This window comes from Herbaspirillum aquaticum, from assembly GCF_002213425.1.
GTDB classification, from domain to species: Bacteria; Pseudomonadota; Gammaproteobacteria; order Burkholderiales; family Burkholderiaceae_D; genus Herbaspirillum; species Herbaspirillum aquaticum.
The window spans coordinates 402565-422177 of sequence record NZ_NJGV01000001.1 but is presented as its reverse complement, the minus strand read 5'-3'; the positions used below and the strand labels follow the sequence as shown (position 1 = coordinate 422177).

The 19613-nt window shown below is 64.7% G+C and carries 26 protein-coding genes; 4 read left to right on the top strand and 22 right to left on the bottom strand.

What is annotated here, in order from left to right:
- Nucleotides 1-8 precede the first annotated feature (8 nt).
- Entirely contained in the window at nt 9-797 is a 789-nt protein-coding gene (locus CEJ45_RS01895) for a 2-keto-4-pentenoate hydratase (protein ID WP_088753630.1), read from the top strand.
- An 82-nt stretch (nt 798-879) separates the two neighbouring features.
- On the opposite strand, the gene CEJ45_RS01890 is transcribed toward CEJ45_RS01895, so the two are convergent.
- The 14 genes from CEJ45_RS01890 to dctP all read right to left on the bottom strand — a co-directional run bounded on the left by CEJ45_RS01890 (nt 880) and on the right by dctP (nt 12632).
- Nucleotides 880-1374, bottom strand: a complete 495-nt coding sequence (locus tag CEJ45_RS01890) for an acyl-CoA thioesterase (protein ID WP_088753545.1) — start codon at nt 1372-1374, stop codon at nt 880-882.
- Nucleotides 1375-1589: 215 nt separating this feature from the next.
- Nucleotides 1590-2522, bottom strand: coding sequence for a 2-hydroxyacid dehydrogenase (locus tag CEJ45_RS01885; RefSeq protein WP_088753544.1), 933 nt, complete (start codon nt 2520-2522; stop codon nt 1590-1592).
- A gap of 213 nt (nt 2523-2735) precedes the next feature.
- Nucleotides 2736-2978, bottom strand: a complete 243-nt coding sequence (locus CEJ45_RS01880) for a hypothetical protein (protein WP_088753543.1) — start codon at nt 2976-2978, stop codon at nt 2736-2738.
- 31 nt (nt 2979-3009) lie between these two features.
- Nucleotides 3010-3258, bottom strand: coding sequence for a DUF6139 family protein (locus CEJ45_RS01875; protein WP_088753542.1), 249 nt, complete (start codon nt 3256-3258; stop codon nt 3010-3012).
- A 212-nt stretch (nt 3259-3470) separates the two neighbouring features.
- A complete protein-coding gene (locus tag CEJ45_RS01870; protein WP_088753541.1) occupies nt 3471-4415 on the bottom strand; it encodes an ACP S-malonyltransferase in 945 nt (314 codons plus the stop codon).
- Entirely contained in the window at nt 4412-5326 is a 915-nt protein-coding gene (gene mdcB, locus CEJ45_RS01865) for a triphosphoribosyl-dephospho-CoA synthase MdcB (protein WP_088753540.1), read from the bottom strand. Before mdcB ends, CEJ45_RS01870 begins: the two co-directional genes overlap by 4 nt.
- A complete protein-coding gene (gene mdcG, locus CEJ45_RS01860) occupies nt 5314-6036 on the bottom strand; it encodes a malonate decarboxylase holo-[acyl-carrier-protein] synthase (protein ID WP_241517262.1) in 723 nt (240 codons plus the stop codon). Before mdcG ends, mdcB begins: the two co-directional genes overlap by 13 nt.
- A gap of 2 nt (nt 6037-6038) precedes the next feature.
- Nucleotides 6039-6779 (bottom strand): biotin-independent malonate decarboxylase subunit gamma, encoded by a 741-nt coding sequence (gene mdcE / locus CEJ45_RS01855; RefSeq protein ID WP_088753538.1) that lies wholly within the window; start codon nt 6777-6779, stop codon nt 6039-6041.
- 9 nt (nt 6780-6788) lie between these two features.
- Nucleotides 6789-7685, bottom strand: a complete 897-nt coding sequence (locus CEJ45_RS01850; protein WP_088753537.1) for a biotin-independent malonate decarboxylase subunit beta — start codon at nt 7683-7685, stop codon at nt 6789-6791.
- Entirely contained in the window at nt 7682-7996 is a 315-nt protein-coding gene (mdcC, locus tag CEJ45_RS01845) for a malonate decarboxylase acyl carrier protein (RefSeq protein WP_008329571.1), read from the bottom strand. Before mdcC ends, CEJ45_RS01850 begins: the two co-directional genes overlap by 4 nt.
- A gap of 24 nt (nt 7997-8020) precedes the next feature.
- Complete coding sequence (mdcA, locus tag CEJ45_RS01840; protein WP_088753536.1) at nt 8021-9688, bottom strand: malonate decarboxylase subunit alpha; 1668 nt, start codon at nt 9686-9688, stop codon at nt 8021-8023.
- Nucleotides 9689-11038 carry a TRAP transporter large permease gene (locus tag CEJ45_RS01835; RefSeq protein ID WP_088753535.1) on the bottom strand — a complete coding sequence of 450 codons (1350 nt, stop codon included), beginning with the start codon at nt 11036-11038 and terminating at the stop codon, nt 9689-9691.
- Nucleotides 11035-11613 (bottom strand): TRAP transporter small permease, encoded by a 579-nt coding sequence (locus CEJ45_RS01830; protein ID WP_088753534.1) that lies wholly within the window; start codon nt 11611-11613, stop codon nt 11035-11037. The genes CEJ45_RS01835 and CEJ45_RS01830 overlap by 4 nt, the downstream gene beginning before the upstream one ends.
- Nucleotides 11610-12632 (bottom strand): TRAP transporter substrate-binding protein DctP, encoded by a 1023-nt coding sequence (gene dctP / locus CEJ45_RS01825; RefSeq protein ID WP_088753533.1) that lies wholly within the window; start codon nt 12630-12632, stop codon nt 11610-11612. Before dctP ends, CEJ45_RS01830 begins: the two co-directional genes overlap by 4 nt.
- Nucleotides 12633-12779: 147 nt before the next feature.
- On the opposite strand from dctP, the gene CEJ45_RS01820 reads away from it, so the two are divergent.
- Nucleotides 12780-13448 carry a GntR family transcriptional regulator gene (locus CEJ45_RS01820; protein ID WP_088753532.1) on the top strand — a complete coding sequence of 223 codons (669 nt, stop codon included), beginning with the start codon at nt 12780-12782 and terminating at the stop codon, nt 13446-13448.
- Between the two features lie 18 nt (nt 13449-13466).
- On the opposite strand, the gene CEJ45_RS01815 is transcribed toward CEJ45_RS01820, so the two are convergent.
- The 4 genes from CEJ45_RS01815 to CEJ45_RS01800 all read right to left on the bottom strand — a co-directional run bounded on the left by CEJ45_RS01815 (nt 13467) and on the right by CEJ45_RS01800 (nt 16402).
- Nucleotides 13467-14366, bottom strand: a complete 900-nt coding sequence (locus tag CEJ45_RS01815) for a pseudouridine synthase (RefSeq protein ID WP_088753531.1) — start codon at nt 14364-14366, stop codon at nt 13467-13469.
- Nucleotides 14363-15700, bottom strand: coding sequence for a type II toxin-antitoxin system HipA family toxin (locus CEJ45_RS01810; RefSeq protein ID WP_088753530.1), 1338 nt, complete (start codon nt 15698-15700; stop codon nt 14363-14365). Before CEJ45_RS01810 ends, CEJ45_RS01815 begins: the two co-directional genes overlap by 4 nt.
- A complete protein-coding gene (locus CEJ45_RS01805; protein ID WP_088753529.1) occupies nt 15697-15999 on the bottom strand; it encodes a helix-turn-helix domain-containing protein in 303 nt (100 codons plus the stop codon). Before CEJ45_RS01805 ends, CEJ45_RS01810 begins: the two co-directional genes overlap by 4 nt.
- A gap of 214 nt (nt 16000-16213) precedes the next feature.
- Nucleotides 16214-16402: a YjfB family protein gene (locus tag CEJ45_RS01800; protein ID WP_088753528.1), complete on the bottom strand. Its 189-nt coding sequence runs from the start codon at nt 16400-16402 to the stop codon at nt 16214-16216.
- 207 nt (nt 16403-16609) lie between these two features.
- Here CEJ45_RS01800 and CEJ45_RS01795 point away from each other — a divergent pair, with 207 nt between their 5' ends.
- On the top strand, nt 16610-16987 hold the full coding sequence (locus CEJ45_RS01795; protein WP_088753527.1) for a type II toxin-antitoxin system RelE/ParE family toxin: 378 nt from the start codon (nt 16610-16612) through the stop codon (nt 16985-16987).
- On the top strand, nt 16968-17303 hold the full coding sequence (locus CEJ45_RS01790) for a helix-turn-helix domain-containing protein (protein ID WP_088753526.1): 336 nt from the start codon (nt 16968-16970) through the stop codon (nt 17301-17303). The genes CEJ45_RS01795 and CEJ45_RS01790 overlap by 20 nt, the downstream gene beginning before the upstream one ends.
- A gap of 89 nt (nt 17304-17392) precedes the next feature.
- On the opposite strand, the gene CEJ45_RS01785 is transcribed toward CEJ45_RS01790, so the two are convergent.
- The 4 genes from CEJ45_RS01785 to CEJ45_RS01770 all read right to left on the bottom strand — a co-directional run bounded on the left by CEJ45_RS01785 (nt 17393) and on the right by CEJ45_RS01770 (nt 19585).
- On the bottom strand, nt 17393-17581 hold the full coding sequence (locus CEJ45_RS01785; protein WP_088753525.1) for a hypothetical protein: 189 nt from the start codon (nt 17579-17581) through the stop codon (nt 17393-17395).
- A 207-nt stretch (nt 17582-17788) separates the two neighbouring features.
- Nucleotides 17789-18643: an anti-sigma factor family protein gene (locus CEJ45_RS01780; protein ID WP_088753524.1), complete on the bottom strand. Its 855-nt coding sequence runs from the start codon at nt 18641-18643 to the stop codon at nt 17789-17791.
- Entirely contained in the window at nt 18640-19197 is a 558-nt protein-coding gene (locus CEJ45_RS01775) for an RNA polymerase sigma factor (RefSeq protein ID WP_088753523.1), read from the bottom strand. The genes CEJ45_RS01780 and CEJ45_RS01775 overlap by 4 nt, the downstream gene beginning before the upstream one ends.
- Nucleotides 19198-19213: 16 nt before the next feature.
- Nucleotides 19214-19585 (bottom strand): COG4315 family predicted lipoprotein, encoded by a 372-nt coding sequence (locus CEJ45_RS01770; RefSeq protein ID WP_088753522.1) that lies wholly within the window; start codon nt 19583-19585, stop codon nt 19214-19216.
- Between the last annotated feature and the right edge of the window lie 28 nt (nt 19586-19613).

Here is a 19613-nt window from a genome sequence, read left to right as displayed (position 1 = left end):
AAACCTTGGTGCTGACCGATACACAATGCCAGGAAGCGGCCGACCTGCTGTGGGACTGCTGGGCGCACAACCGCCGCATCGCGCAGTTGCCGCCGCAGCTGCAGCCGGCCGACCGCCGCCAGGCCTATGACATCCAGCGCCGCCTGGAAGCGCGCAGCTTCGCGCCGCTGGCCGGCTGGAAGATCGCCGCCACCGGCCCTGGCGGACAGCAGATGCTCAACGTCGATGCGCCGCTGGCAGGCCGCCTGCTGGCAGAACGCGTGCACCGCAGCGGCGCGCACATTACCCTGGGCGACAACCTGATGCGGGTGGCCGAGGTGGAGGTGGTCTTCCGCATGGGCAGCACGCTGGCCCCGCGCAGCACGCCCTACACGCAGGACGAGGTGCTGGCGGCCGTGGCGGCGATCCATCCTGGCATCGAGATTCCTGATACCCGTTACGACCTGTTCCGCCAGGTCGGCGCGGCGCAACTGATCGCCGACAACTGCTGTGCCGACCAGTTCGTGCTGGGCGCCCCGGCCAGCGTCGACTGGCTCAGCCTGGACCTGTCCACGCTGGCCACCTCGGGCCGCATCGAGGGGGGTGAAGAACGCGCCGGCAGTGGTGCCCAAGTGCTGGGAGACCCGCGCGTGGCCCTGACCTGGCTGGCCAATGAACTGCGCGAGCACGGGCTGACGCTGGCCGCCGGCCAACTGGTGGCCAGCGGCTCGACCATCGTCCCCATGCCGATACAGGCCGGACAGACCATGCATGCCAACCTGGGCGTGCTGGGATCGGTCGTGGTGACACTGGATTGATCGCCGGCCGGACCGACGTAAAAAAAGGGGGATGCGCCATCGCGCATCCCCCTTTTGCTTTGGGCAGTCCCGACGGCTGGCCTCAGCTGGCCTTGTCATTACCCGGCTTGACTTCCTCGTAGCGGCGCGCCAGTTCCTGGCGCAACGACTTGCGGATCACGGCGGCGTCGAAGCGGCGCTTTTCTTCCTGCGAGAAGGGACGCAGCGGCGGCACCGGGATCGGCTTGCGCTGGTCGTCCACGGCCACCATGGTGAAGAAGCAGCTGTTGACGTGGCGCGTTTCCTGGGTGCGGATATTCTCGGCGACCACCTTGATGCCGATTTCCATGGACGACTTGCCGGTATGGTTGACGCTGGCCAGGAAGGTCACCAGCTCGCCCACGTGGATGGGCTGGCGGAACATCACCTGGTCCACCGACAGGGTCACCACGTATTGGCCTGCATAGCGGCTGCCGCAGGCGTAGGCCACCTGGTCAAGCAGCTTCAAGATGGTGCCCCCGTGCACGTTGCCGGCGAAGTTGGCCATGTCCGGGGTCATCAGGACCGTCATGGTGAGTTGGTGAGATGGCAGATCCATGGTGCGTGGCTCTCTCTGTAGTGTGATGGCGATGGGTTGATCTTGGAATGAAATGAGACTGCGGCGCCGGCCGCCAGCACGCTCCCCCGAGCGCGCGCAGGCAACCGGCCGGGCGGCTTTCGTGGAGGAAAGCGCACCGGCCGCGGCCGACATTATCGGCCAGCCGGCCCGGCTATGGCAAAAAAACTCGCGTCAGCGGTCCCACGGCGGCCCGCTCAGGCCCGCACCACCGGCTCGGCTGCGGCGAAATGCTCCTCGCAATTGCGCAGGAACTGGCGCACGGAGGCACTGATGGCTTCCGGCGACCAGCCGGCGATGTGCGGCGTCAGTACCACATTGGGCAGACCGACCAGGGCCGCCGGCGGCTTGGGTTCACCCTCGTAGACATCCAGGCCGGCACCGGCCAGGCGTCCGGCCGACAAGGCCGCGGCCAGGGCTTCGGTATCGACGATGCTGCCGCGGCCGATGTTGACCAGATAACCCTTGGGACCGAGTTCTTCCAGCACGCGCGCATTGATGAGGTGATGGGTCTGCGCACCGCCCGGGGCTGCCACGATCAGGCAGTCGGCCCAGCCGGCCAGTTGGGCCACGTCGGGGAAGTAGTGGAAATCGACGTCGTCGCGCTTCTTGCGGTTGCAGTAGGCGATCTCGGCGTCGAAGGCGGCGGCGCGGCGGGCGATCTTCTTGCCGATATTGCCCATGCCGACGATGCCCACGCGCTTGCCGGCCAGCTGCGGTTGCAGGGGGATGGTCTCGCGCCAGCCGCCGTCGCGGGTGTAGCGGTCCAGCACCGGGATGTTGCGCAGGATGGCCAGCAGCAGGCCCAGGGTATGGTCGGCCACGCAATCCTCGTTGGTGCCGGCACCGGTGGCGATCTCGATGCCATGCGCCTTGGCATGGGCGGCGTCGATGTTTTCAAAGCCGGCGCCGAGGGCGCAGACCAGCTGCAGATGCGGCAAGGCACGCATTTCATCGGCGGTCAGCCCGGTGGAACCGTTGGTCAGTACCACGGCCACCTTCTTGGCCGGGCCGGCGATCATCGCGTCACGGCGCTGGCGATCCGGCGCGTAGAGGATGTCGTAGTGGGCGGCGATGGTGGCGGTGCTTTCTTCGGAAAGATGAATCAGGACGAGCAGAGGGGGTTTCATGAGGGGACCTGGCCAGACGAGGAAAAGGAAGAGGTGAACGAAAATGCAATCAACGCCATTCTATTGCGAAACTGCAGAATAGGCTGAGTGGACAGCCTGTCGCCTGAAAGCCGCTATCGTCTTCAGTATGCGAATTTCATGCCATGAGCGTCCAATGTGAAGAAGCCCGATGCGCCACCAGGCGGATCGGGCTTCTTCAGCGGAAAACGGCAGTCAGTGTCGCGCCGCCTGCTTCTCCAGCATGTCATGCGCGGCCTGCCGTGCGCCCTCCTCGGCCGCCTTTTCATCTGCAAAGGTCTGGTCGGGCAGCACGCGCTGCACCGGGAATACCGGGTTGCGGTGCATGGGATTGGTGGAATGGCCGAAGATGGCTACCTGGGCCACCCATTCGTCGCCGCCAATGAGGCGGACGCCCGCGTATTCCACTTCGTAATCGCCTACTTGTTCGGTGGGCATGATGGTCTCCTCTGCGGATGGGCAGGCGGTCTCAGGCCGCGCCGTCCCCGCTGCGTTGGTCCAGATGGGTGATGGCATAGCCTTTCTCGCCGATCTGCATGAAAGCATCCTCTGCCTCCAGCGTGAAATGCCGCTTGCCGTCGCGCTCGAAGTCCACATCCCGCTCGTGGAGCTGCCAGTCGGTATTGGTCACCTCTTCCGGCAGCGGCTTTTCATGGGGCAGGACGAGGTAGGAAAACAAACCTTCGCCGTCCGGGCGCTTGTACACATCGACTTTCATCTTGGGGCCTCCTGGTCGGGTTGAACATGGGCACTGCTTCAAGATGCGACTGAGGGATCGCTCATTGGTTCGCGCCTGCAGGCACAGGCATGCACAAAGCGGGTTGCACTGTCAGCCGGATCCGACAGGGGCGCGGGCGCTGGAAGAAGTCTTCATATCACGATAGCACCGGCATCGCGCAGATGCCAGCCGCGGGCGTACCGCCGCGCGATTCAGTCAGTTTGCCGCCCCAGCCACGCCAGCGCGCCCGAAATCGTGCGGAAGTCCGCCAGCGAACGGCAGGCGATCTGTGGATGCCGTTCGCGCAGCATGCGCGACAAGGCTGCCCCGGGGCCCAGTTCCAGCGCAACCGTCACGCCGCGTTCGGCCATGGCATCCATGCAGCCGGCCCACTGAATGGGCTCCACCAGCTGGCGCACCAGCAGCGCCTGCGCTTGCGCGGCATCGGTAATCGCCTGGCCGGTGACGCCCGCCAGCAAGGCCGGACCGGGTGAGCCCAGCTGGAGTGCGGCAAGCTCTGCCGCAAAGATGCCCGTCGCGGCCTGCATCAACGGGGTGTGCGAGGCCAGCCCGACGGGCAAGGCAGAAGTCCGCGCGCCAGCGGCGGCAAGCTCATCGGCAGCGGCTTGCAAGGCGGTCCCGGCCCCACCGGCGATGAGGGTATCTTCACCCGTGACGATGGCCACGTAGGCAGCGTGATTGACCAGGCATTGCTGCGCAACAGACAGCGGCAGTCCACCAATGGACATCAAGCCTTGTGCCGGTTGTACGCTGGCCGCCTCGGTCATGGCGGTGGCGCGCCGTGCGGCCAGCGCGACACTCTCCACAGGATCGATGACCCCGGCCACCGCATAGGCGGCCAGTTCGCCAACGCTGTAGCCCGCCACCACCAAAGGTGCGCCGGCCAAGTCTGCCAACGGCTCGCGCAACGCCTGCCAGGCGGCCAATTGCGCCGCGACGATCAGCGGTTGGGCATTGCGATTGGCAAACAGCTGGGCCGGATCGCTGAGAACCGTTTCCATCGGTGCTTGCAGATGCGACGACAGCCCGCTTTGGGTCAGGAAGGTGCTGGCCAGCGGATCATTGCGCAGCAGGTCGAACATGCCCGCATGCTGCGCGCCCTGCCCCGGACACAGGATAGCCAGGCGCAGACTCATAGGTAGACGGCCTCATGGACCAGGCAGGCCGCTGCCAGCAGATCGGCCGCACCGCCCGGCGACAGGCGACGCGCGACGAACTCGCGATGGCAGTCCAGCGCCTGGGCCTCCCAATCGGGCAACGCAGTGCCGCCGGCCGCCAGGAACGCGGCGCTGCGGCTGCGGACCAGGGCCGCGCCTTCGGCTCCGCCGCGATGATAGACGTTGGTATCGCTGAGATGCGCCATCAGCGCGAAGAGCGCATCGATACGGGCGTGATGGAGATCGCGTCCGGCCGCAAGCGTGGCCTGCAATTGCGGCAAGGCCACCTCGAACACCGCTGGAAAGCCCAGCGCGCCCTCTTCGCGCGCCCCGCCCACGGCATGTACGGCGGCCACGCGCTGGCCATGGCTGTGCTGGCCGCCGGGCAGCGCCGCAGCGCTATGGCGAGCCAGCGCATCGCCCCACTGGATCAGCAAGGTGGCACGGAGGGTGGCCGCTTGCAGTGGCATGTGACGGCCCCGCGCATATCCCATGGCCGCGCACAGCATGCCCAGCGCGAAGATGGCACCGCGATGCGTGTTGATACCGCCCGTTGCGCGCAGCATGCGCTGCTCGGCGCCAATCGCCAAGCTCTGCAGGGTGGGGAAGGAAGCTCCTTCCAGGCCTGCGACAGCAATCTGGAAAAAGTAATGGCGCAGCGCGAACAGGCTGCGCAGGAAAGTCTGTGCCGTCATGTCGGTGTGGCTGCCGTTGTCCACGCGCGAGACCAGGCCCGGCTTGGGGTAGAGCACCAGCTCCTGATACAGGCTGCGCACCGCCAGTCGCGCGAGCTGGCGGCAGAAGACCAGGTTCTCGCGGTCAGCGCGGCGCTTCTGCATCGGGTGCAGCGGCCGGTCCAGCGTATCGGGATGCTGCATCAGGCGTCGCACGTCTGCTCCTGCGGCAGGCTGGCGCGCAGCAAGCCCACACGTTCGAGCGCCACGCTGGCGGGCCGCTTGACCAGTACCTGGCCTTCGGGATGGCTGCCCAGCACGGCAACTTGTCGCCATTCCTTCCACGACACGGCAGCCCCGTCGGGAAACACGATTTCGCCATCCAGCGGCAGGAACATGGCCTGCCAGGCCAGCAGCCGCACGCCGGCTTCCAGCTGGGACTGGCTGCGTGGCTGGAACAGCAGGTCGATGTCGGAACTGCTGCGCAGATAGGCTTGCGCGGTCACTGCCTGCCAAGCCAGTGAACCGAACACCGAGAGCGCAATACCAGCGCGCGCCATATGTTCCTGCAACTCCGTGAGCCCCGTCTGCCAGGCGGCGGGCAGGCCGGACAGACGCGCCGCGACGATGTCCCGCAGCAGGAAAGGAGCACGGCTTGATGCCACGTCATCGGCCCTCACCCGCAATGCGATGCGCGGCTTGTTGCCTTGGGGATCGGGCGGCAAGGCAATGCCGACGCAGATCTCTTCGTCACTGGCCTCGACGTCGCGACGACGCACGATCAGGGGCCAGCGCATGCGCTGCCAATGCTGCAGGGTGGCCTGCTGGCGTGCATCGCCGCCACCGGCCAGCAGGCGCGCCCAACCCGCCTCGTTGAGCCACAGCAGGTGATGACGCGAGCCAGCAAGCGCGGGGGCGGACGACATGCTCATCCGTTCAAGGGCGTATCGTTGGCCACCGCATCGATGACGCGCTGCGCCCACTTGCGGCCGCCGCGTTCCAGACCCGTGGCCGCACGGGTGTCGGCACTGCGGTCCTGGGCGAGCGCCTCGGCCAACGACTTGGCCAGTTCACCATTCCAGATCCCGGCAACGCCGCCCATGCGTAAATAATTTTCAGGACCAGGCGCAAACACCGGATTGCTCTTGGCCAGCTCGGTGAGCCGCTCCTCGGGCACCTTGGTGATGCGTGCCATGGCGGGCAGGCCCATCACGCGAATGGTCGCCTCCGGCAAGGCATAGCAGGCATCGGCGATCAGTCCGCTGGTGATGAAGCCGCCCGAGAGCGCCTGGTCATAGACCAGGCCGACCACACGATGGCCCTGGCGGCGCGCCAGTTCCACGCACTTGCCCAGATGCGCCATGTAGCTGTTGATGCCCAGCATTTCATCGCGGTGGCGCAAGCGCTGGCCCTGGGTATCGACCAGGATCACGATGGGCCGGCCCGGATGTTCACGCACCGTCTGCAAGATCACGCTGGCCTGGGCCAAGGCGATCTCGATGCCGATGGGCGTATGCCCGGTGGTGCCGACCACGGTGACGGTACGGCCATCAACCTGCGCCGTGCCGGAGAGGAACTGATCCTGCTCGGTGATCGCATGGCCCTGCGGGAACAGGTCCTGCGCCAGTGCGCGCCAGTCGACCTGGGGTGGAGTAACAGTCTGGTTCATGAATTCCTCTCAGGCCTTGGGGACAATGCGCAGGGGCTCGGCCAGCGCAGTAAAGGCAGCGGCTTCCAGCATCGGCACCGTTTCCGGTCGGGCCACGCCCAGCTCGGCCCAGATGTCCATCGGGTCCTCGGCATGGCCGAAGGTAGCGATGCGACGGCGTAGCATCTCCTGCTCGGCTTCCAGGCCGGCCAGCGTGAGCTTCGCATCACTGACGGCGGACAAGGCGGCAATCGCTGCCGTGCGGAAGGCATCGATGTCGTCGCTCACCAGTTGCTGGCAATCGCCGATCAGGTAGCGATGCTTGCCACCGGTGGTACGCCAGACCAGGGCACGATCGCGCGAATCGAATTCCTCGACGCCGTTGGCAGTCTCGATCACTTCCGGACCGGACATGGCCAGCCGCCCTTCCTCGGACATGATGACGGTATTGGCACAGCGCGCCACGATGCCCATGCCGCCGAAACAGCCATTGGCACCACCGACCAGCACGATCACCGGGATGCCGGCGGCACGGGCTTCCAGCACCGCGCGCATCACTTCGGAGACGGCGATGAGCCCGGCATTGGCTTCATGCAGCCGCACGCCGCCCGTTTCCAGCAGCAGGATCACGCCAGCCGCTTGCCGTGCAATGGCGCGCTTGAGCAGGCCGACCAGCTTGGCACCATGCACCTCGCCCACGGCCCCGCCCATGAATCCGCCCTCCTGCGCGGCGGCCATCACGGCGCGTCCGCCCAGCAGGCCCTCGCCGATGATGACGCCATCATCGAAGGACACCGGCGCATCGAGCTGGCCCAGGTGCGGGCTGACCACGCGCTGCGCGGGGGGCAGCAGTTCCTTGAAGCTGCCGGCGTCGAGTACCGCCAGGATGCGCTCGCGCGCCGTGGCTTCCAGATAGCTCGCACTCATGCGCCCTCCTCCACCATGGCTTCCACGGCCTGGTCCAGGCGCAGGCTGACCACGGCAGGCGTGGCGCCCATGTCGTTGATGGAGATGCGGGTATCGGCCAGTTGCCAGCGTTGCTGGAAGTCGGTCATCACGGCTTCCCAGATGGTGCCGAAACCGCGCGCGGCAGTCTTGACCTCGATGGCGCAGGCGCCATTGAGCGGCGCGTTCTCGATCAGCACTTCCAGGTTGCCCGAGCTGACCACGCCAACCAGTTCAGGCGCGGCCTTGAGACGGCGCTGGCCGTGCTCGAAGCGAAAAGTCAAAGTTTCCATAGTGTCGCTTTCGTTGCAGAGCAATTACCAGTTGCGGAAGCGCTTGGGCGGGTTGTACAACCCGCCGGAGGCTCGCACCAGGTCTTTCATGTTCTTGGCCGCCAGCAGGTCGCGGGTGGCCATGCGCTTGTCGATGCCGAGGTCCTCTGCGCGGCGGATGATGCCACGGTCGCGCAGGTTTTCCACCATGCGCTTGTCGCGACCCATGCCCACGGCGGTATAACCGGCCACGCCGCGGATGGCCTGCTCGCGCTCCTCTTCGGTACGGCACAGCAGCAGGTTGGCAATGCCCTCTTCGGTGAGGATGTGGGTGACGTCTTCACCGTAGATCATCACGGGCGGAATCGGCATCTTGGCCTGCTCGGCCAGCTGCCAGGCATCCAGCTTGTCGACGAAAGCCGGCTGCATGTGCTCGCGGAAGGTTTCTACCGTCTGCACCACCAGCTTCTGTCCGCGCGGGATGGTATTGCGGCCGGCGCGCGCCTGCTGGCCAGCCTTGAGCCAGGCTTCGCTGGCATGGCGGCGGCCACGGGCGTCCGCCCCCATGTTGGGCGCGCCGCCGAAACCGGCAATGCGGCCCAGCGTGGCCGTGGAGGAATTGCCCTGCAAATCGATCTGCAGGGTCGAGCCGATGAACATGTCGCAGCCATAGTGCCCGGCCGTCTGCGAGAAAGCGCGGTTGCTGCGCATGGAGCCATCGGGGCCGACGAAGAAGACATCGGGACGCGCACGGATGTAGTCTTCCATGCCCAGCTCGGAGCCAAAGGAATGCACCGATTCCACAAACCCGGCCTCGATGGCAGGAATCAGGGCCGGGTGCGGATTGAGCGCCCAGTGCTTGCAGATCTTGCCGCGCAGGCCCAGTGATTCGGCATAGGTCGGCAGGATCAGCTCGATGGCCGCCGTATCGAAACCGATGCCGTGGTTCAGCCGCTGCACGCCATATTCGGCATAGATGCCCTTGATGGCCATCATCGCCATGAGCACCTGGATCTCGGAAATCTGCGCCGGGTCGCGCGTGAACAGCGGTTCGATGTAATGCGGCGTGGGCGCCTTGATGGCAAAGCTCACCCAGTCGGCCGGGATATCCACCCGCGGCAGCTCATCGACGATTTCGTTCACCTGAGCAATGACGATGCCGCTGGAGAAGGCCGTCGCTTCGGCAATGGCGGGCGTATCTTCAGTATTGGGCCCGGTATAGAGATTGCCGTGGCGATCGGCCGCCTGGGCCGCCACCAGCGCCACGCGCGGGGTCAGGTCGACGAAATAGCGGCCGAACAGCTCCAGGTAGGTATGGATGGCACCGATGTTGAGCTTGCCGGCCGAGGCCAGCTTGGCCAGGCGGCCGGCCTGCGGACCGGAGAAGGAAAAATCGAGCCGGTCGGCGATGCCCTTTTCGAACACGTCCAGATGTTCCGGCAAGGCCAGCACCGAAAACAACATGTGCAAGCCATTGACCCGGGCCGGGTCGAGCGCGGCCAGGCCCTTGGCCAGGAAGTCGGCCTGCTTCTGGTTGTTGCCCTCGACACAGACCCGGTCGCCGTTTTCCAGCACCGCATAGAGCAGGTCGGCCAGCTTCGCTGCAGGCGCGATCTTGCCCTGCAACTGGCTACCCAATGCGGCGGTGGCGCGCGCCAGCCGCTGTTCACGGTTCTTCTGGCGCGCATTCCACACGCGTTCGCTACTACTCATTTACTTGGCTCCCATCAACAGGTCAGGCAATACGGTCGCGATGCCCGGGAACATGCACAAGAGCAGGACCGCGAGAAACATCAGCGCCAGGAAAGGAATCGTACCCTTGATGACATCGCCCAGTGCGATATCGGGTGCAATGTTCTTGATCACGAACAGGTTCAGCCCCACCGGCGGGTGGATCAGCCCCATCTCCATGACCACCGTCATGACGATGCCGAACCAGATCAGGTCGAAACCGGCGGCCTTGAGCGGCGGCAGGATGATCGGGGCGGTCATGAGGATGATCGACACCGGCGGCAGGAAGAAGCCCAGCACGATCACCATGCCCAGGATCACGGCCAGCAGCAGCCACTTGGACAGGTGCAGGTCCACCACCCACTGCGCCGCCGACTGGCTGATATGCAGGTAGCTCATCACATAGGAATACAGCAGCGACATGCCGATGATGAGCAGCAGCATCCCCGATTCCTTGATGGTGGAACTGAGGAACGGCGCGATCTCTTTCGGTTTGTAGATGCGATAGACCACCGCGATCAGCACCAGCGCCAGCAGCGCGCCCAGGCCAGCGGTTTCCGAGGGCGTCGCCAAGCCGCCATAGAGCGCCACCATCACGCCGATCAGCAGGATCAGGAAAGGCAGCACGCGCGGCAGCATTTCCACCTTCTGGGCCAACGTGAAATGCTCGTCGTCCAGGTAGGCCGACTTGACACCACCAGACGTGTAGACCGCATGCGCCAGCTTGTATTCCTTGCGCGCCCGGAAGACGGCATAGCCAGCGAACAGGATCACCAGTAGCACGCCCGGCCCGATACCGGCCAGGAACAGGCGTCCCAAGGACTGCTCGGCCGCCACCGCATAGAGAATCATGGTGATGGACGGTGGCAGCAGGATGCCCAGCGTGCCACCGGCGGCGATGATGCCCGCAGCAAACCCGGGCGAGTACCCGCGACGGCGCATCTCGGGGATGCCCGCCGAACCGATGGCCGAGCAGGTCGCCGGCGACGAACCTGCCATGGCCGCAAACAGCGCGCAGGCAAACACGTTGGCAATGCCCAGGCCGCCCGGCACCTTGTTCAACCAGGCGTGGATGGCCGAATACAAGTCCTTGCCGGCAGGTGATTTGCCGATGGCCGCCCCCTTCAGGATGAAGAGCGGAATCGACAGCAGCGTGATGGAAGCGATTTCTTCATAAACGTTTTGCGTGATGGTATCCAGCGACGATTCCGGCATGAAGAAATACATGAAGCCGGTCGCCACCACACCCAGCGCAAAGGCGATCGGCATGCCCGAACACATCACGAGGATGGTGACCACGCCATAGAGCATACCCAAGGTCAGCGGACTCATTGCGCACCTCCCGACGACGCAGCGGGAACGGTACCGGTGATGCGGGTGAGCACCTGCACCAGCAATTGCAGCGTCAGCATGCTCATGCCCAACGCCATGAGCGAATACGGAATCCACAGCGGCGGCGCGAAGGTCGACGACGTGGTCTGCCCTTCCACCCAGGCTTCATGGAACAACGCCCACGACTTCCAGGTGAAGAAGGCGCAGAACAGGAAGGACACTACATCCACGATGAACATGCGCACCTTGTTGGCCAGCGGCGAGAGCAAGCCCGCCAGCGCCTCGATGCCGATATGCCCGCGCAGCGACTGCACGTAAGCCGAGCACAGGAAGATCACCCCAACCAGCATGAAGACCGATGCTTCATCCTGCCAGTCGGTGGGCTGATGGAAGAAGTAACGCACCAGCACCGAATAGGTAAGGATGCAGGAGGTGACCAGGAGCGCAATCATCCCCAGGAACACGGCCACGCGGTGGTAGCCCTGCAGGAAGGCCGCCAGCCAGGCCACCGGGGCGCTGGCCGGTACGGCCGGGCGCGTGGCCGCCGCGCCGGGCATCTCGAAGCCGTGGCTCATACGGTCTTCTCCGCCAGGGCCAGCAGCTTGGCGCAGTTGGCATTGCGGGCCGCGAAGTCCTTCCAGGCGGTATTGCGGGCGATGTCCTGCCACTTCTTGACGACCTCGGCGTTCAGGTCGACCACCTTGGCGCCGGCCTTCTGGTAGACCTGGGCTACGGCGATGTCGTCGGCCTGGGCGGCCTTGGTGGCGAATTGCTCCATCTCGGCACCCACGGCCATGATGACGGCCTGCTGGTCCTTGGGCAGGCGCTCGAAGACGGCCTTGGACATCATCAGCGGTTCGAACATGTACCAGTAGGCCTTGTCACGCCCGGTGGTGAGGGACTTGGCCACCTCCTCCAGGCGGAAGGACATGAAGGAAGTCGACGAAGTCATCGCCGCATCCATCGCGCCGGTCTGCATGGCGGCGTAGATTTCATTGGAAGGCAGGGTCACCACGGCGGCGCCAGCTTCTTTCAGGATCAGGTCCATCTCGCGTGAACCGCCGCGCACCTTCATGCCCTTGGCATCGGCCGGATCGACGATGGGCTTGCCGCGCGAGGCCACGCCCCCGGCCTGCCAGATCCAGCTGACGATGACCACGCCCTTCTCGCCCAGGATACGGGCCAGTTCCTTGCCCACTTCGGCATTCTTCCAGGCGGCGCCCTGCTGGTAGGAGGTCACCAGGCCGGGCATGAGGCCGATGTTGGTTTCCGGGACTTCGCCGCCCGCATAGTTCAGCGGCACCAGCGACATATCCAGCGCACCCTTGCGCAGGGCGGAGAACTGGGCGTTGGTCTTCATCAGCGAGGAGCCGGGATAGATCTCGAACTTCAAGGCCCCTTTGGTCTTTTCGTTCACCTGCTGGGCGAACATGCGCACCAGGCGGTCTCGGAAGTCGCCTTCGGTCAGCGTTCCGCCGGGAAACTGGTGGGAAATCTTCAGGCTGCCTGTTTGCGCCCAGGCGGCGGGCATGGCGGCGGCAAGCGGTGCAGCGGCTAGGCTGCCAAGGAAATGGCGACGGGTAAATGTGGTCATGCTGGTATCTCCTCCAGGAATTGATGGAACTACTGTGTTTTTATGCTCTCATCGTGTATACAATTTCAGGCGAAACGCATACATTGTCAAGCATTAATCCTGTGGAAGCCCTTCCCTTTACAATGCTTGTTTTAGAGGCAACACACCATGGACACGCCAAAGACCCGTTCTGAAACCCTGCGCGAATCGATTGAAGAGCTGATCGCCGTCGGCAAGCTGGCGCCGGGCCAGCATCTTGATGAAACCTCGCTGGCCGAGGAGTTCGGTGTCTCCCGCACGCCTATCCGTGAGGCGCTGATCCAGCTGGCTTCGATGGGCATTGTCGAGATGCGGCCGCGCCGGGGCGCCATCGTGGCCGAGATCGGCCCGCAGCAATTGATCGAGATGTTTGAAGTGATGGCCGAATTCGAGGCCATGTGCGGCCGCCTGGCTGCGCGCCGCATGACGCCGGCCGAGCATGCCGAGCTGCTGGCGGCACACCAGGCCTGCCAGGCGGCGCGCGATGCCTGCGATCCGGATGCCTACTTCTACCTCAACGAGGCCTTCCACGACCACATCTATGCCGGCAGCCACAATGGCTTCCTGGCCGAGCAGGCCAGGGCCCTGCACCGCCGCCTGCGGCCGTATCGCCGCCTGCAGTTGCGGGTGCGGGATCGCCTCAAGATGTCCTATGACGAACACCAGGCCGTGGTCGACGCCATCATCGCCGGCGACCCGGAACGCACCGTCGAAGTGCTGCGCCAGCACATCATGATCCAGGGACAGCGGTTTGCCGACCTGGTGGCTTCCCTGCATCAGCTCAAATCGGCCGCCTGAACTGGGTTAGCGCATTGGCTACAGGCTGCGCTGGCTGACGAAATGCCGCTCGCTGCCATCGAGCGGATCGATGAAGAACAGCGAACGGGCCAGCAGTTTGAGAGGCTTGTCCAGGTCATCGGCCACGCCCACGGGCACGGCGTGCGGATAGAACAGGTCGTTGAGGATGGGAATGCCCAGTGAAGCCATGTGCACCCGCAACTGGTGACGCCGCCCGGTGACCGGCTCCAGCTGGTAGAGGCCCAGTGACCCCCGCTGCTCCAGCAGGGAAATGTGGGTTTCCGAATTGGGCGCACCTTCAGCCTCGTACATCTTGAAGAACTGTTCAGGGATCTCTTCGACCCGGCTGCGGTGCACCCGTGGCAATGCCAGATCCGGCCGCAGCGGTGCAATCGCTTCATAGACCTTGAACATGGAGCGTTGCTGGAACATGGACTGATACTTGCCCCGGCTGGCCGGCTGATGCGAAAAGACGATCACCCCGGCCGTCTCCCGGTCCAGCCGGTGGATGGGGACCAGGTCCTGCAGGCCGGTGGCTTTCTTGAGCCGCACCAGCAGCGTCTCCTGCACGAAGCGGCCGGTCGGGATCACCGGCAGGAAATGCGGTTTGTCCGCCACCAGCAGGTGGTCGTCCAGGTGCAGGATCTTCTCTTCCACCGGGATGCGCGCTTCACCTTCGGGCAATTCACGATAGTAGAAAATGCAATCACCGCTGCGATAAGGCGACTCCGGGCGCAATGCTTCACCATGCTGGTTGCGTACTTCCCCGCGCAGCAGGCGCTCGCGCCAGATCGCTTCGGGCACGGCCGTAAAGCGCTCGACCAGGAAGGACAGCATGTCGCGCCACGGTCCCGGCTGCAGCCACAGGTAGCTGGGCGACAGGCCTGCGCGCATGGGCAAGGTTGGCGTAGGTCTCATGCGCCCTCCCCGCTGGCAGGCTTCCTGCGCGCAGCGCGGCGGCGCCAGGCGGCTACGCTGGCGTTGGCCTCCAGGTGCGCCAGCAGTTTGCCGCGCTGGGCGTCGGTGAAGGGGAGGCTCTCGATGAGCGACGGCCATTGCGTCATGGCGCGCTCGACCGTCTCCACCAGTACCGCCTGCAAACGCGGCTCCGGCAGGCGCCAGAGGTTGGCGAGCTGGCGCAGGATGGCGGGCGTGAGCAATTGCTTGCCCTTCTGCCCCGGCACGAAGGCCAGCGCATGGCCGTCACCGCCTACGTAAGCCGCATAGGCGACGATGTCATAGGCGGGCGACAGCGCGGCGGCTTCGGGCGTGTGATACAGCAGGCTGAAATTTTTCAGGTGCGCGTCGAAATTGCCGAGCAGCTCGTTGACCTTGATCCGCCGCAGCAACTCGTAGACGTCGTCGGCCCCGCGCGTACTGCGCTCAAGCAGCACCACGCCGATGGCCGCATAGGTGCCGACATACTTGGCCGAGGGTGCTGTGCCGGTGACCTGGGCGAAATCTTCCATGTGCAAGCGCCCGGTGGGGGTGGGTGCGTCGCGGTCGAAACGCTGCACCAGCAGGAAACGGCTGGCATCGTTGCGCAGGCCGAACGGCAGGTGATCGCCGATGGCCGACAGCGGCTCCAGGCTGAACCGGCAGGTCTGCACGCCAGCGGCAGCGGCCAGGGTCAGCGAGGCAAACTCCACCTGCGGCATGTTGGGGTAGTCGGTGGCCGGCAGCTTGGCGATGAAATGGCTGCCCTGGCTGTCCTTGGAACGCATGACGTAGCGCCCCCCGCTCTCCCGCACCAGCGCCAGCTTGGGCTGCACGCCCGAGAGCGATTCCCCGCCCGGCACCGGCAACTGGCCGGAGCTCATCTCGTAGCTGTCGTGGCCCTGGCCCAGCAGGCGGCCGAGACCGCGTTCATCCAGCTCTTCGGCCAGCGCCGAGACATCGCCCGGCAGATCGCGTCCGCAATAGGCCAGCAGACCAAATTCATCGTCCGGGGCCAGTCCGGCCCGCTGGATCAGGTGTTTGCGCAACTGGCCCTCGGGCAGGAGATTCTGGAAGAACGGAGGCAATCCGCCACGACCATCGCCCCGGTTGGCGGCCAGCGTGGGGTCCAGCAACTGGGCGCGGGTGCGCTCTTCGGTGGAGGCCAGGTAGAGCTGCGAAAGGACGGGGCGATCCTGCCCTTGCAAGGCATAGGCATCATCGAAACGGAAATAGCAGCGCCCGTCATCCAGGGCGAACAGCGAACCGACCTCGGTCTGGCCGAGGCGGATGCGCAGTGAACGCAGCATGCTCATGTGCCGCCGCCTTCGCCCATGAGCGCTTGCAGCCGCGCGCCCAGTTCGGTCTGGCTGCCAAGGCCTTGCGCCTCGGCCGCACGCAGCGGCGCAGCCTGGCGCGGCAACAGCAGCAGGTCCAGCTCCAGCTCCTCGCACAGGGCCAGCAGCTTGACCAGTTCGATGTTGCCGCGCCCGGTTTCCAGGGCCAGCAAGGTATTGCGGTGCATGCCGGCCAATGCGGCCAGCGCGACGGCCGTGATCCCCCGCGCCTTGCGGGCGGTGCGGATGCGATGGCCGATATCTTGCAGGTTGGTCATGGGAAGATCCAATTAAATGGTTCTTTGATCATATGACCATTTTATTGAACATTTTGTAGAAGACAAGACCAATATATTATTCTTTTTTAATGATGCATAATTTATTGTTCTTTTTTGATCAGCCAACTCAAGAAGGGAGCGGCGCTCGTGCAATGAAAATGGAATAAAAAAATCGCAGTCCGGGTGGACTGCGATTTCAAGGGGGCCAGCTTGTTCAGGCGGTGGTATTGACGTTGCGCCCGATGTTCGGGTTGGCCGGCAACGGCGGCAGCGCTTGCAGCAAGCCCACGGCAGCAGCAGCCTGGCTATTGAGCGCCTTCTTCAGCATCAGTACGTTGACCGAATCCGAAGTCTGCGCCGAAGCCATGCTGGTGGCCAACGATGCGATTTGATTGACATCCATGACGCTCTCCTTTTGGGGGATGCCGGATGACAGGATGCGTCAGCCGGTGCCTTGATTACGGCATTGGACGCTGTTTCTTTACATCAATCAAGAAAAATTTCGAGAAGGAAAAAACAGGCTTGCAACTTCCATCGCGGATATTCGAGATCATTGTGTTAAATGCAATCAGCCACAGGGCATTTACCTGAACAGGTATAGCCTGTTACGATGCTTACCAATGAGAAACCGCTTGAATGGATCGCCAGCAGCTACAAGGACTTGCTGGCCCTGCCCGCCGAGGTCCGCCAGCGCTTCGGCTTCGCGTTGTCACTGGCCCAACTGGGCGACCGCTACGAAAAGACCAGGATATTGAAAGGATTCGGCGGTGCCGGTGTGCTGGAGATCGTGGAAGACCATATTGGCGACACCTATCGCGCGGTCTATACGGTGAAGTTCGAAGAAGCCGTGTTCGTACTGCACTGCTTCCAGAAAAAAAGCAAAAGCGGAATTGCCACACCCCAGACGGACATGGAAATCATCCGGACCAGACTCAAGATCGCCACCGCCAGAGCAGAGGAGCTACGTCATGCAAAAAACAATCGTTGAGGGAACCGAGATCCTGCGCAGCAGCGGCAATGTCTTCGCCGATCTTGGCCTGCCAGACGCCGACAAATTGCGCATCAAGACCGGACTGGTCATCGAAATCCGCAAGGCCATGCGGGCACTGGGACTGAATCAGCAGGCGGCGGCGCAACGCATGGGAATTCCACAACCGAAAGTGTCGGGCATGATGCGTGGCGACTTCAGCAACCTGTCCGAGCGCAAGCTGATGGACTGCCTGACACGGCTGGGCTACGACATTGAGATCCAGGTGCGCCCCACAGCCGCCTCCCTCGGATGCCTGACCTTGACCGTAGCCTGAAACGACGTCCGCAACATCCCAGATCCCCAAAAAAATCGCACCCCGAAGGGTGCGATCAAGCGAACGCCAATCCAGCACGCCCTGGCCACCTAGACGATGGTATTGATGATGCGCCCAATATTCACATTGGAAGGCAGGCGCGCCACTGTCGTGGCCACGCCCACCACATCATCCACCGCCGCCTTGGCGACCTTGCCCAGATCGATGCCGACGGACTGCGCCGCCTTGTCGACCAGCCAGGCCGTTGCTGCACCGCTGGCGATAGTTGCTAGCTCCATATGAAACTCCTTGTCTGAAGTGCAACCGGACCATGTCGCCAGCCTGGTCGTCCATGTTTCCACATCCCCCCACCATGGTTGACCGGGCTTTACGTCATGGGTAAATGTGTTAGCGGCAGGCAGCCAGCGGTCTTGACGGGAGTTGCCCGGTCCTTACCCGGTTTTGCATGTGTAAACGGCAAGGCCACCGCCCTGCCTGCGCCTGGCTCAGCGCGCCGGTGCCGGCGAAAGCGGCGCCAGTTGCTCGTAGACCGAGCTGGCGATGCGGGAGAGTTCGCTGCGGGGAACGCCCCCGGAAAGCGCATACCCGAACTGGCCATCGATCCAGTAGAAGACGTTGACTTTCCCTTCCTGGGCGAAGCGGAAACCGGTCTCATGGTTCTGCACCTGGTCGTGCGAGACATAGAGCGTGAGCCGCTGTCCGGCCGCATCCTGGTACATGAACTGCGCCACCGGACCGCTCTGGCCCGGCAGCAGCCGTCCGCCGATCAGGTCGTATCCCAGCGGGGCCAGCTTGGGAGCGCGCACGTTCACACCCAGCCGGCGCGACAACCAGGTCACCAGCGCCTGCTCCTGGTCGGCCCCGACCTCCACCGGCCTGCGCAAGTCGGCACTGAAGACGGTATGGGCCACCGCCGCCTGGCGCGCCAGCACGGCCGGGCCTGCGGCCAGCGTACTGCGGGCGCGGCTGCCAACACTCAGGTCATGGGCCAGCCAGCCGCCCGCAGCACCGGCCAGCGTCAGCAGCAGCATGGCGGCGTAACGCCACCAGTGCGGCCCATTGGCGGGAGTCTGGTGTCCTTCGTCGCGCCGCCGGTGCGGCTCTGACGCACCCGCCAGCACGGCGGCGGCCAGGCGCGGCGGCAAGGGTTCTTCCAGTACAGGATCGTAGTGCGCGTGCAAGGCGCGGTTCTGTGCGCGCCAGGCGCGCACGCGCTGCAGGTCCTCGGCGTGGGCCGGGTCCTGTTCCAGCCAGGCGGCCATTTCACTGGCGCGCGCCGCCGGCAGTTGGCCGTCGGCGTAAGCGTGCAGGTCTTCTTCGGGGACTGCGGGGGTCTTCATTTCACCACCTTCAGGGTCGAACCGGCCTCACTGCGGCCGCCGGGCCCCTCCATCCATTGCCGCAACCGCTCGCGGGCGCGCGACAGGCGGGACATCACGGTCCCCGTCGGAATACCCAGCGTGGCGGCGACTTCTTCATAACGCATCTCTTCGAGCACCACCAGCAGCAAGACTTCGCGTTGTTCGGCCGGCAGCAGCTGCAGTGCCGCTTCCAGGTCCAGCGCCATCCCCTGCTCGGCCAGCGACGGCGGGGCTGCGGCGTGCGCCGCCTGCTCCAGCTCCACCGTGACCAGCGCCGGCTGGCGACGCTGGTCAGCGTGCAGGTTGTGCATGATGGCAAACAGCCAGGGCCGCATGTCGCTGCCCCGCTTCCAGCTGTCCAGCTTCTGCCAGGCGCGCTCCAGGGTGTCCTGTACCAGGTCGTCGGCACTCTCGCGTGCGCCGGTCAGGGCGCGGGCATAGCGCCGCAGGCGCGGCAGGCAGGCCAGCATGGCTTGCTCATCGGCCTGGCGTTCCCGTTGCTGTCGCTGCAGCCTGGCAGTCCGTCCGAACATGGAGCGCGCGCCTGGCTCAGGGCTTGACGACGTGCCAGACGTCCTTGAAGTTGTCGCCGGTACGGTCGCCGGCCTTCTTGTCGGCTTCGTACAGGTACAAGGGCTTGCCCTGGTAGGCCAGCTGCGCGCTGCCGTCGTCGCGGGTCACGGTGGAATAGGGTGCAGCCGGCATGCCCATCGGGGCGACCGGCGGCCACAGCTTGGCACAGGGGCCGTTGCAGACGCTCTTGCCGCTGTTGGCGGTGTCCTTGTCGAAGGTATAGACGGTCATGCCATTGGCGTCGACCAGGATGCCATCCATGGTCTTGACGCCGGCGCTCTGGGCCGAGGCGGTGAAAGAAACCGAGGCGCAGGCCAGCGCCAGCAGGGAAGTTGCGAGCAGTCTCATGGTATTTCCTTTCGTGGTCGGGTCAGGC

Bases quoted from the DNA above. Each gene is read 5' to 3' on its own strand.
- CEJ45_RS01880 (WP_088753543.1), bottom strand. From the start codon at position 2,978: ATGCCCACCGAACAAGTAGGCGATTACGAAGTGGAATACGCGGGCGTC.
- mdcG (WP_241517262.1), bottom strand. From the start codon at position 6,036: ATGTCGTCCGCCCCCGCGCTTGCTGGCTCGCGTCATCACCTGCTGTGG.
- CEJ45_RS01830 (WP_088753534.1), bottom strand. From the start codon at position 11,613: ATGAGCCACGGCTTCGAGATGCCCGGCGCGGCGGCCACGCGCCCGGCC.
- CEJ45_RS01890 (WP_088753545.1), bottom strand. From the start codon at position 1,374: ATGGATCTGCCATCTCACCAACTCACCATGACGGTCCTGATGACCCCG.
- CEJ45_RS01850 (WP_088753537.1), bottom strand. From the start codon at position 7,685: ATGAGTGCGAGCTATCTGGAAGCCACGGCGCGCGAGCGCATCCTGGCG.
- CEJ45_RS01805 (WP_088753529.1), bottom strand. From the start codon at position 15,999: ATGACCAACCTGCAAGATATCGGCCATCGCATCCGCACCGCCCGCAAG.
- CEJ45_RS01795 (WP_088753527.1), top strand. From the start codon at position 16,610: ATGCTTACCAATGAGAAACCGCTTGAATGGATCGCCAGCAGCTACAAG.
- CEJ45_RS01810 (WP_088753530.1), bottom strand. From the start codon at position 15,700: ATGAGCATGCTGCGTTCACTGCGCATCCGCCTCGGCCAGACCGAGGTC.
- CEJ45_RS01885 (WP_088753544.1), bottom strand. From the start codon at position 2,522: ATGAAACCCCCTCTGCTCGTCCTGATTCATCTTTCCGAAGAAAGCACC.
- CEJ45_RS01875 (WP_088753542.1), bottom strand. From the start codon at position 3,258: ATGAAAGTCGATGTGTACAAGCGCCCGGACGGCGAAGGTTTGTTTTCC.
- mdcA (WP_088753536.1), bottom strand. From the start codon at position 9,688: ATGAGTAGTAGCGAACGCGTGTGGAATGCGCGCCAGAAGAACCGTGAA.
- CEJ45_RS01785 (WP_088753525.1), bottom strand. From the start codon at position 17,581: ATGGAGCTAGCAACTATCGCCAGCGGTGCAGCAACGGCCTGGCTGGTC.
- mdcC (WP_008329571.1), bottom strand. From the start codon at position 7,996: ATGGAAACTTTGACTTTTCGCTTCGAGCACGGCCAGCGCCGTCTCAAG.
- CEJ45_RS01835 (WP_088753535.1), bottom strand. From the start codon at position 11,038: ATGAGTCCGCTGACCTTGGGTATGCTCTATGGCGTGGTCACCATCCTC.
- CEJ45_RS01780 (WP_088753524.1), bottom strand. From the start codon at position 18,643: ATGAAGACCCCCGCAGTCCCCGAAGAAGACCTGCACGCTTACGCCGAC.
- CEJ45_RS01870 (WP_088753541.1), bottom strand. From the start codon at position 4,415: ATGAGTCTGCGCCTGGCTATCCTGTGTCCGGGGCAGGGCGCGCAGCAT.
- dctP (WP_088753533.1), bottom strand. From the start codon at position 12,632: ATGACCACATTTACCCGTCGCCATTTCCTTGGCAGCCTAGCCGCTGCA.
- CEJ45_RS01770 (WP_088753522.1), bottom strand. From the start codon at position 19,585: ATGAGACTGCTCGCAACTTCCCTGCTGGCGCTGGCCTGCGCCTCGGTT.
- CEJ45_RS01815 (WP_088753531.1), bottom strand. From the start codon at position 14,366: ATGAGACCTACGCCAACCTTGCCCATGCGCGCAGGCCTGTCGCCCAGC.
- CEJ45_RS01790 (WP_088753526.1), top strand. From the start codon at position 16,968: ATGCAAAAAACAATCGTTGAGGGAACCGAGATCCTGCGCAGCAGCGGC.
- CEJ45_RS01775 (WP_088753523.1), bottom strand. From the start codon at position 19,197: ATGTTCGGACGGACTGCCAGGCTGCAGCGACAGCAACGGGAACGCCAG.
- mdcE (WP_088753538.1), bottom strand. From the start codon at position 6,779: ATGAACCAGACTGTTACTCCACCCCAGGTCGACTGGCGCGCACTGGCG.
- CEJ45_RS01820 (WP_088753532.1), top strand. From the start codon at position 12,780: ATGGACACGCCAAAGACCCGTTCTGAAACCCTGCGCGAATCGATTGAA.
- CEJ45_RS01800 (WP_088753528.1), bottom strand. From the start codon at position 16,402: ATGGATGTCAATCAAATCGCATCGTTGGCCACCAGCATGGCTTCGGCG.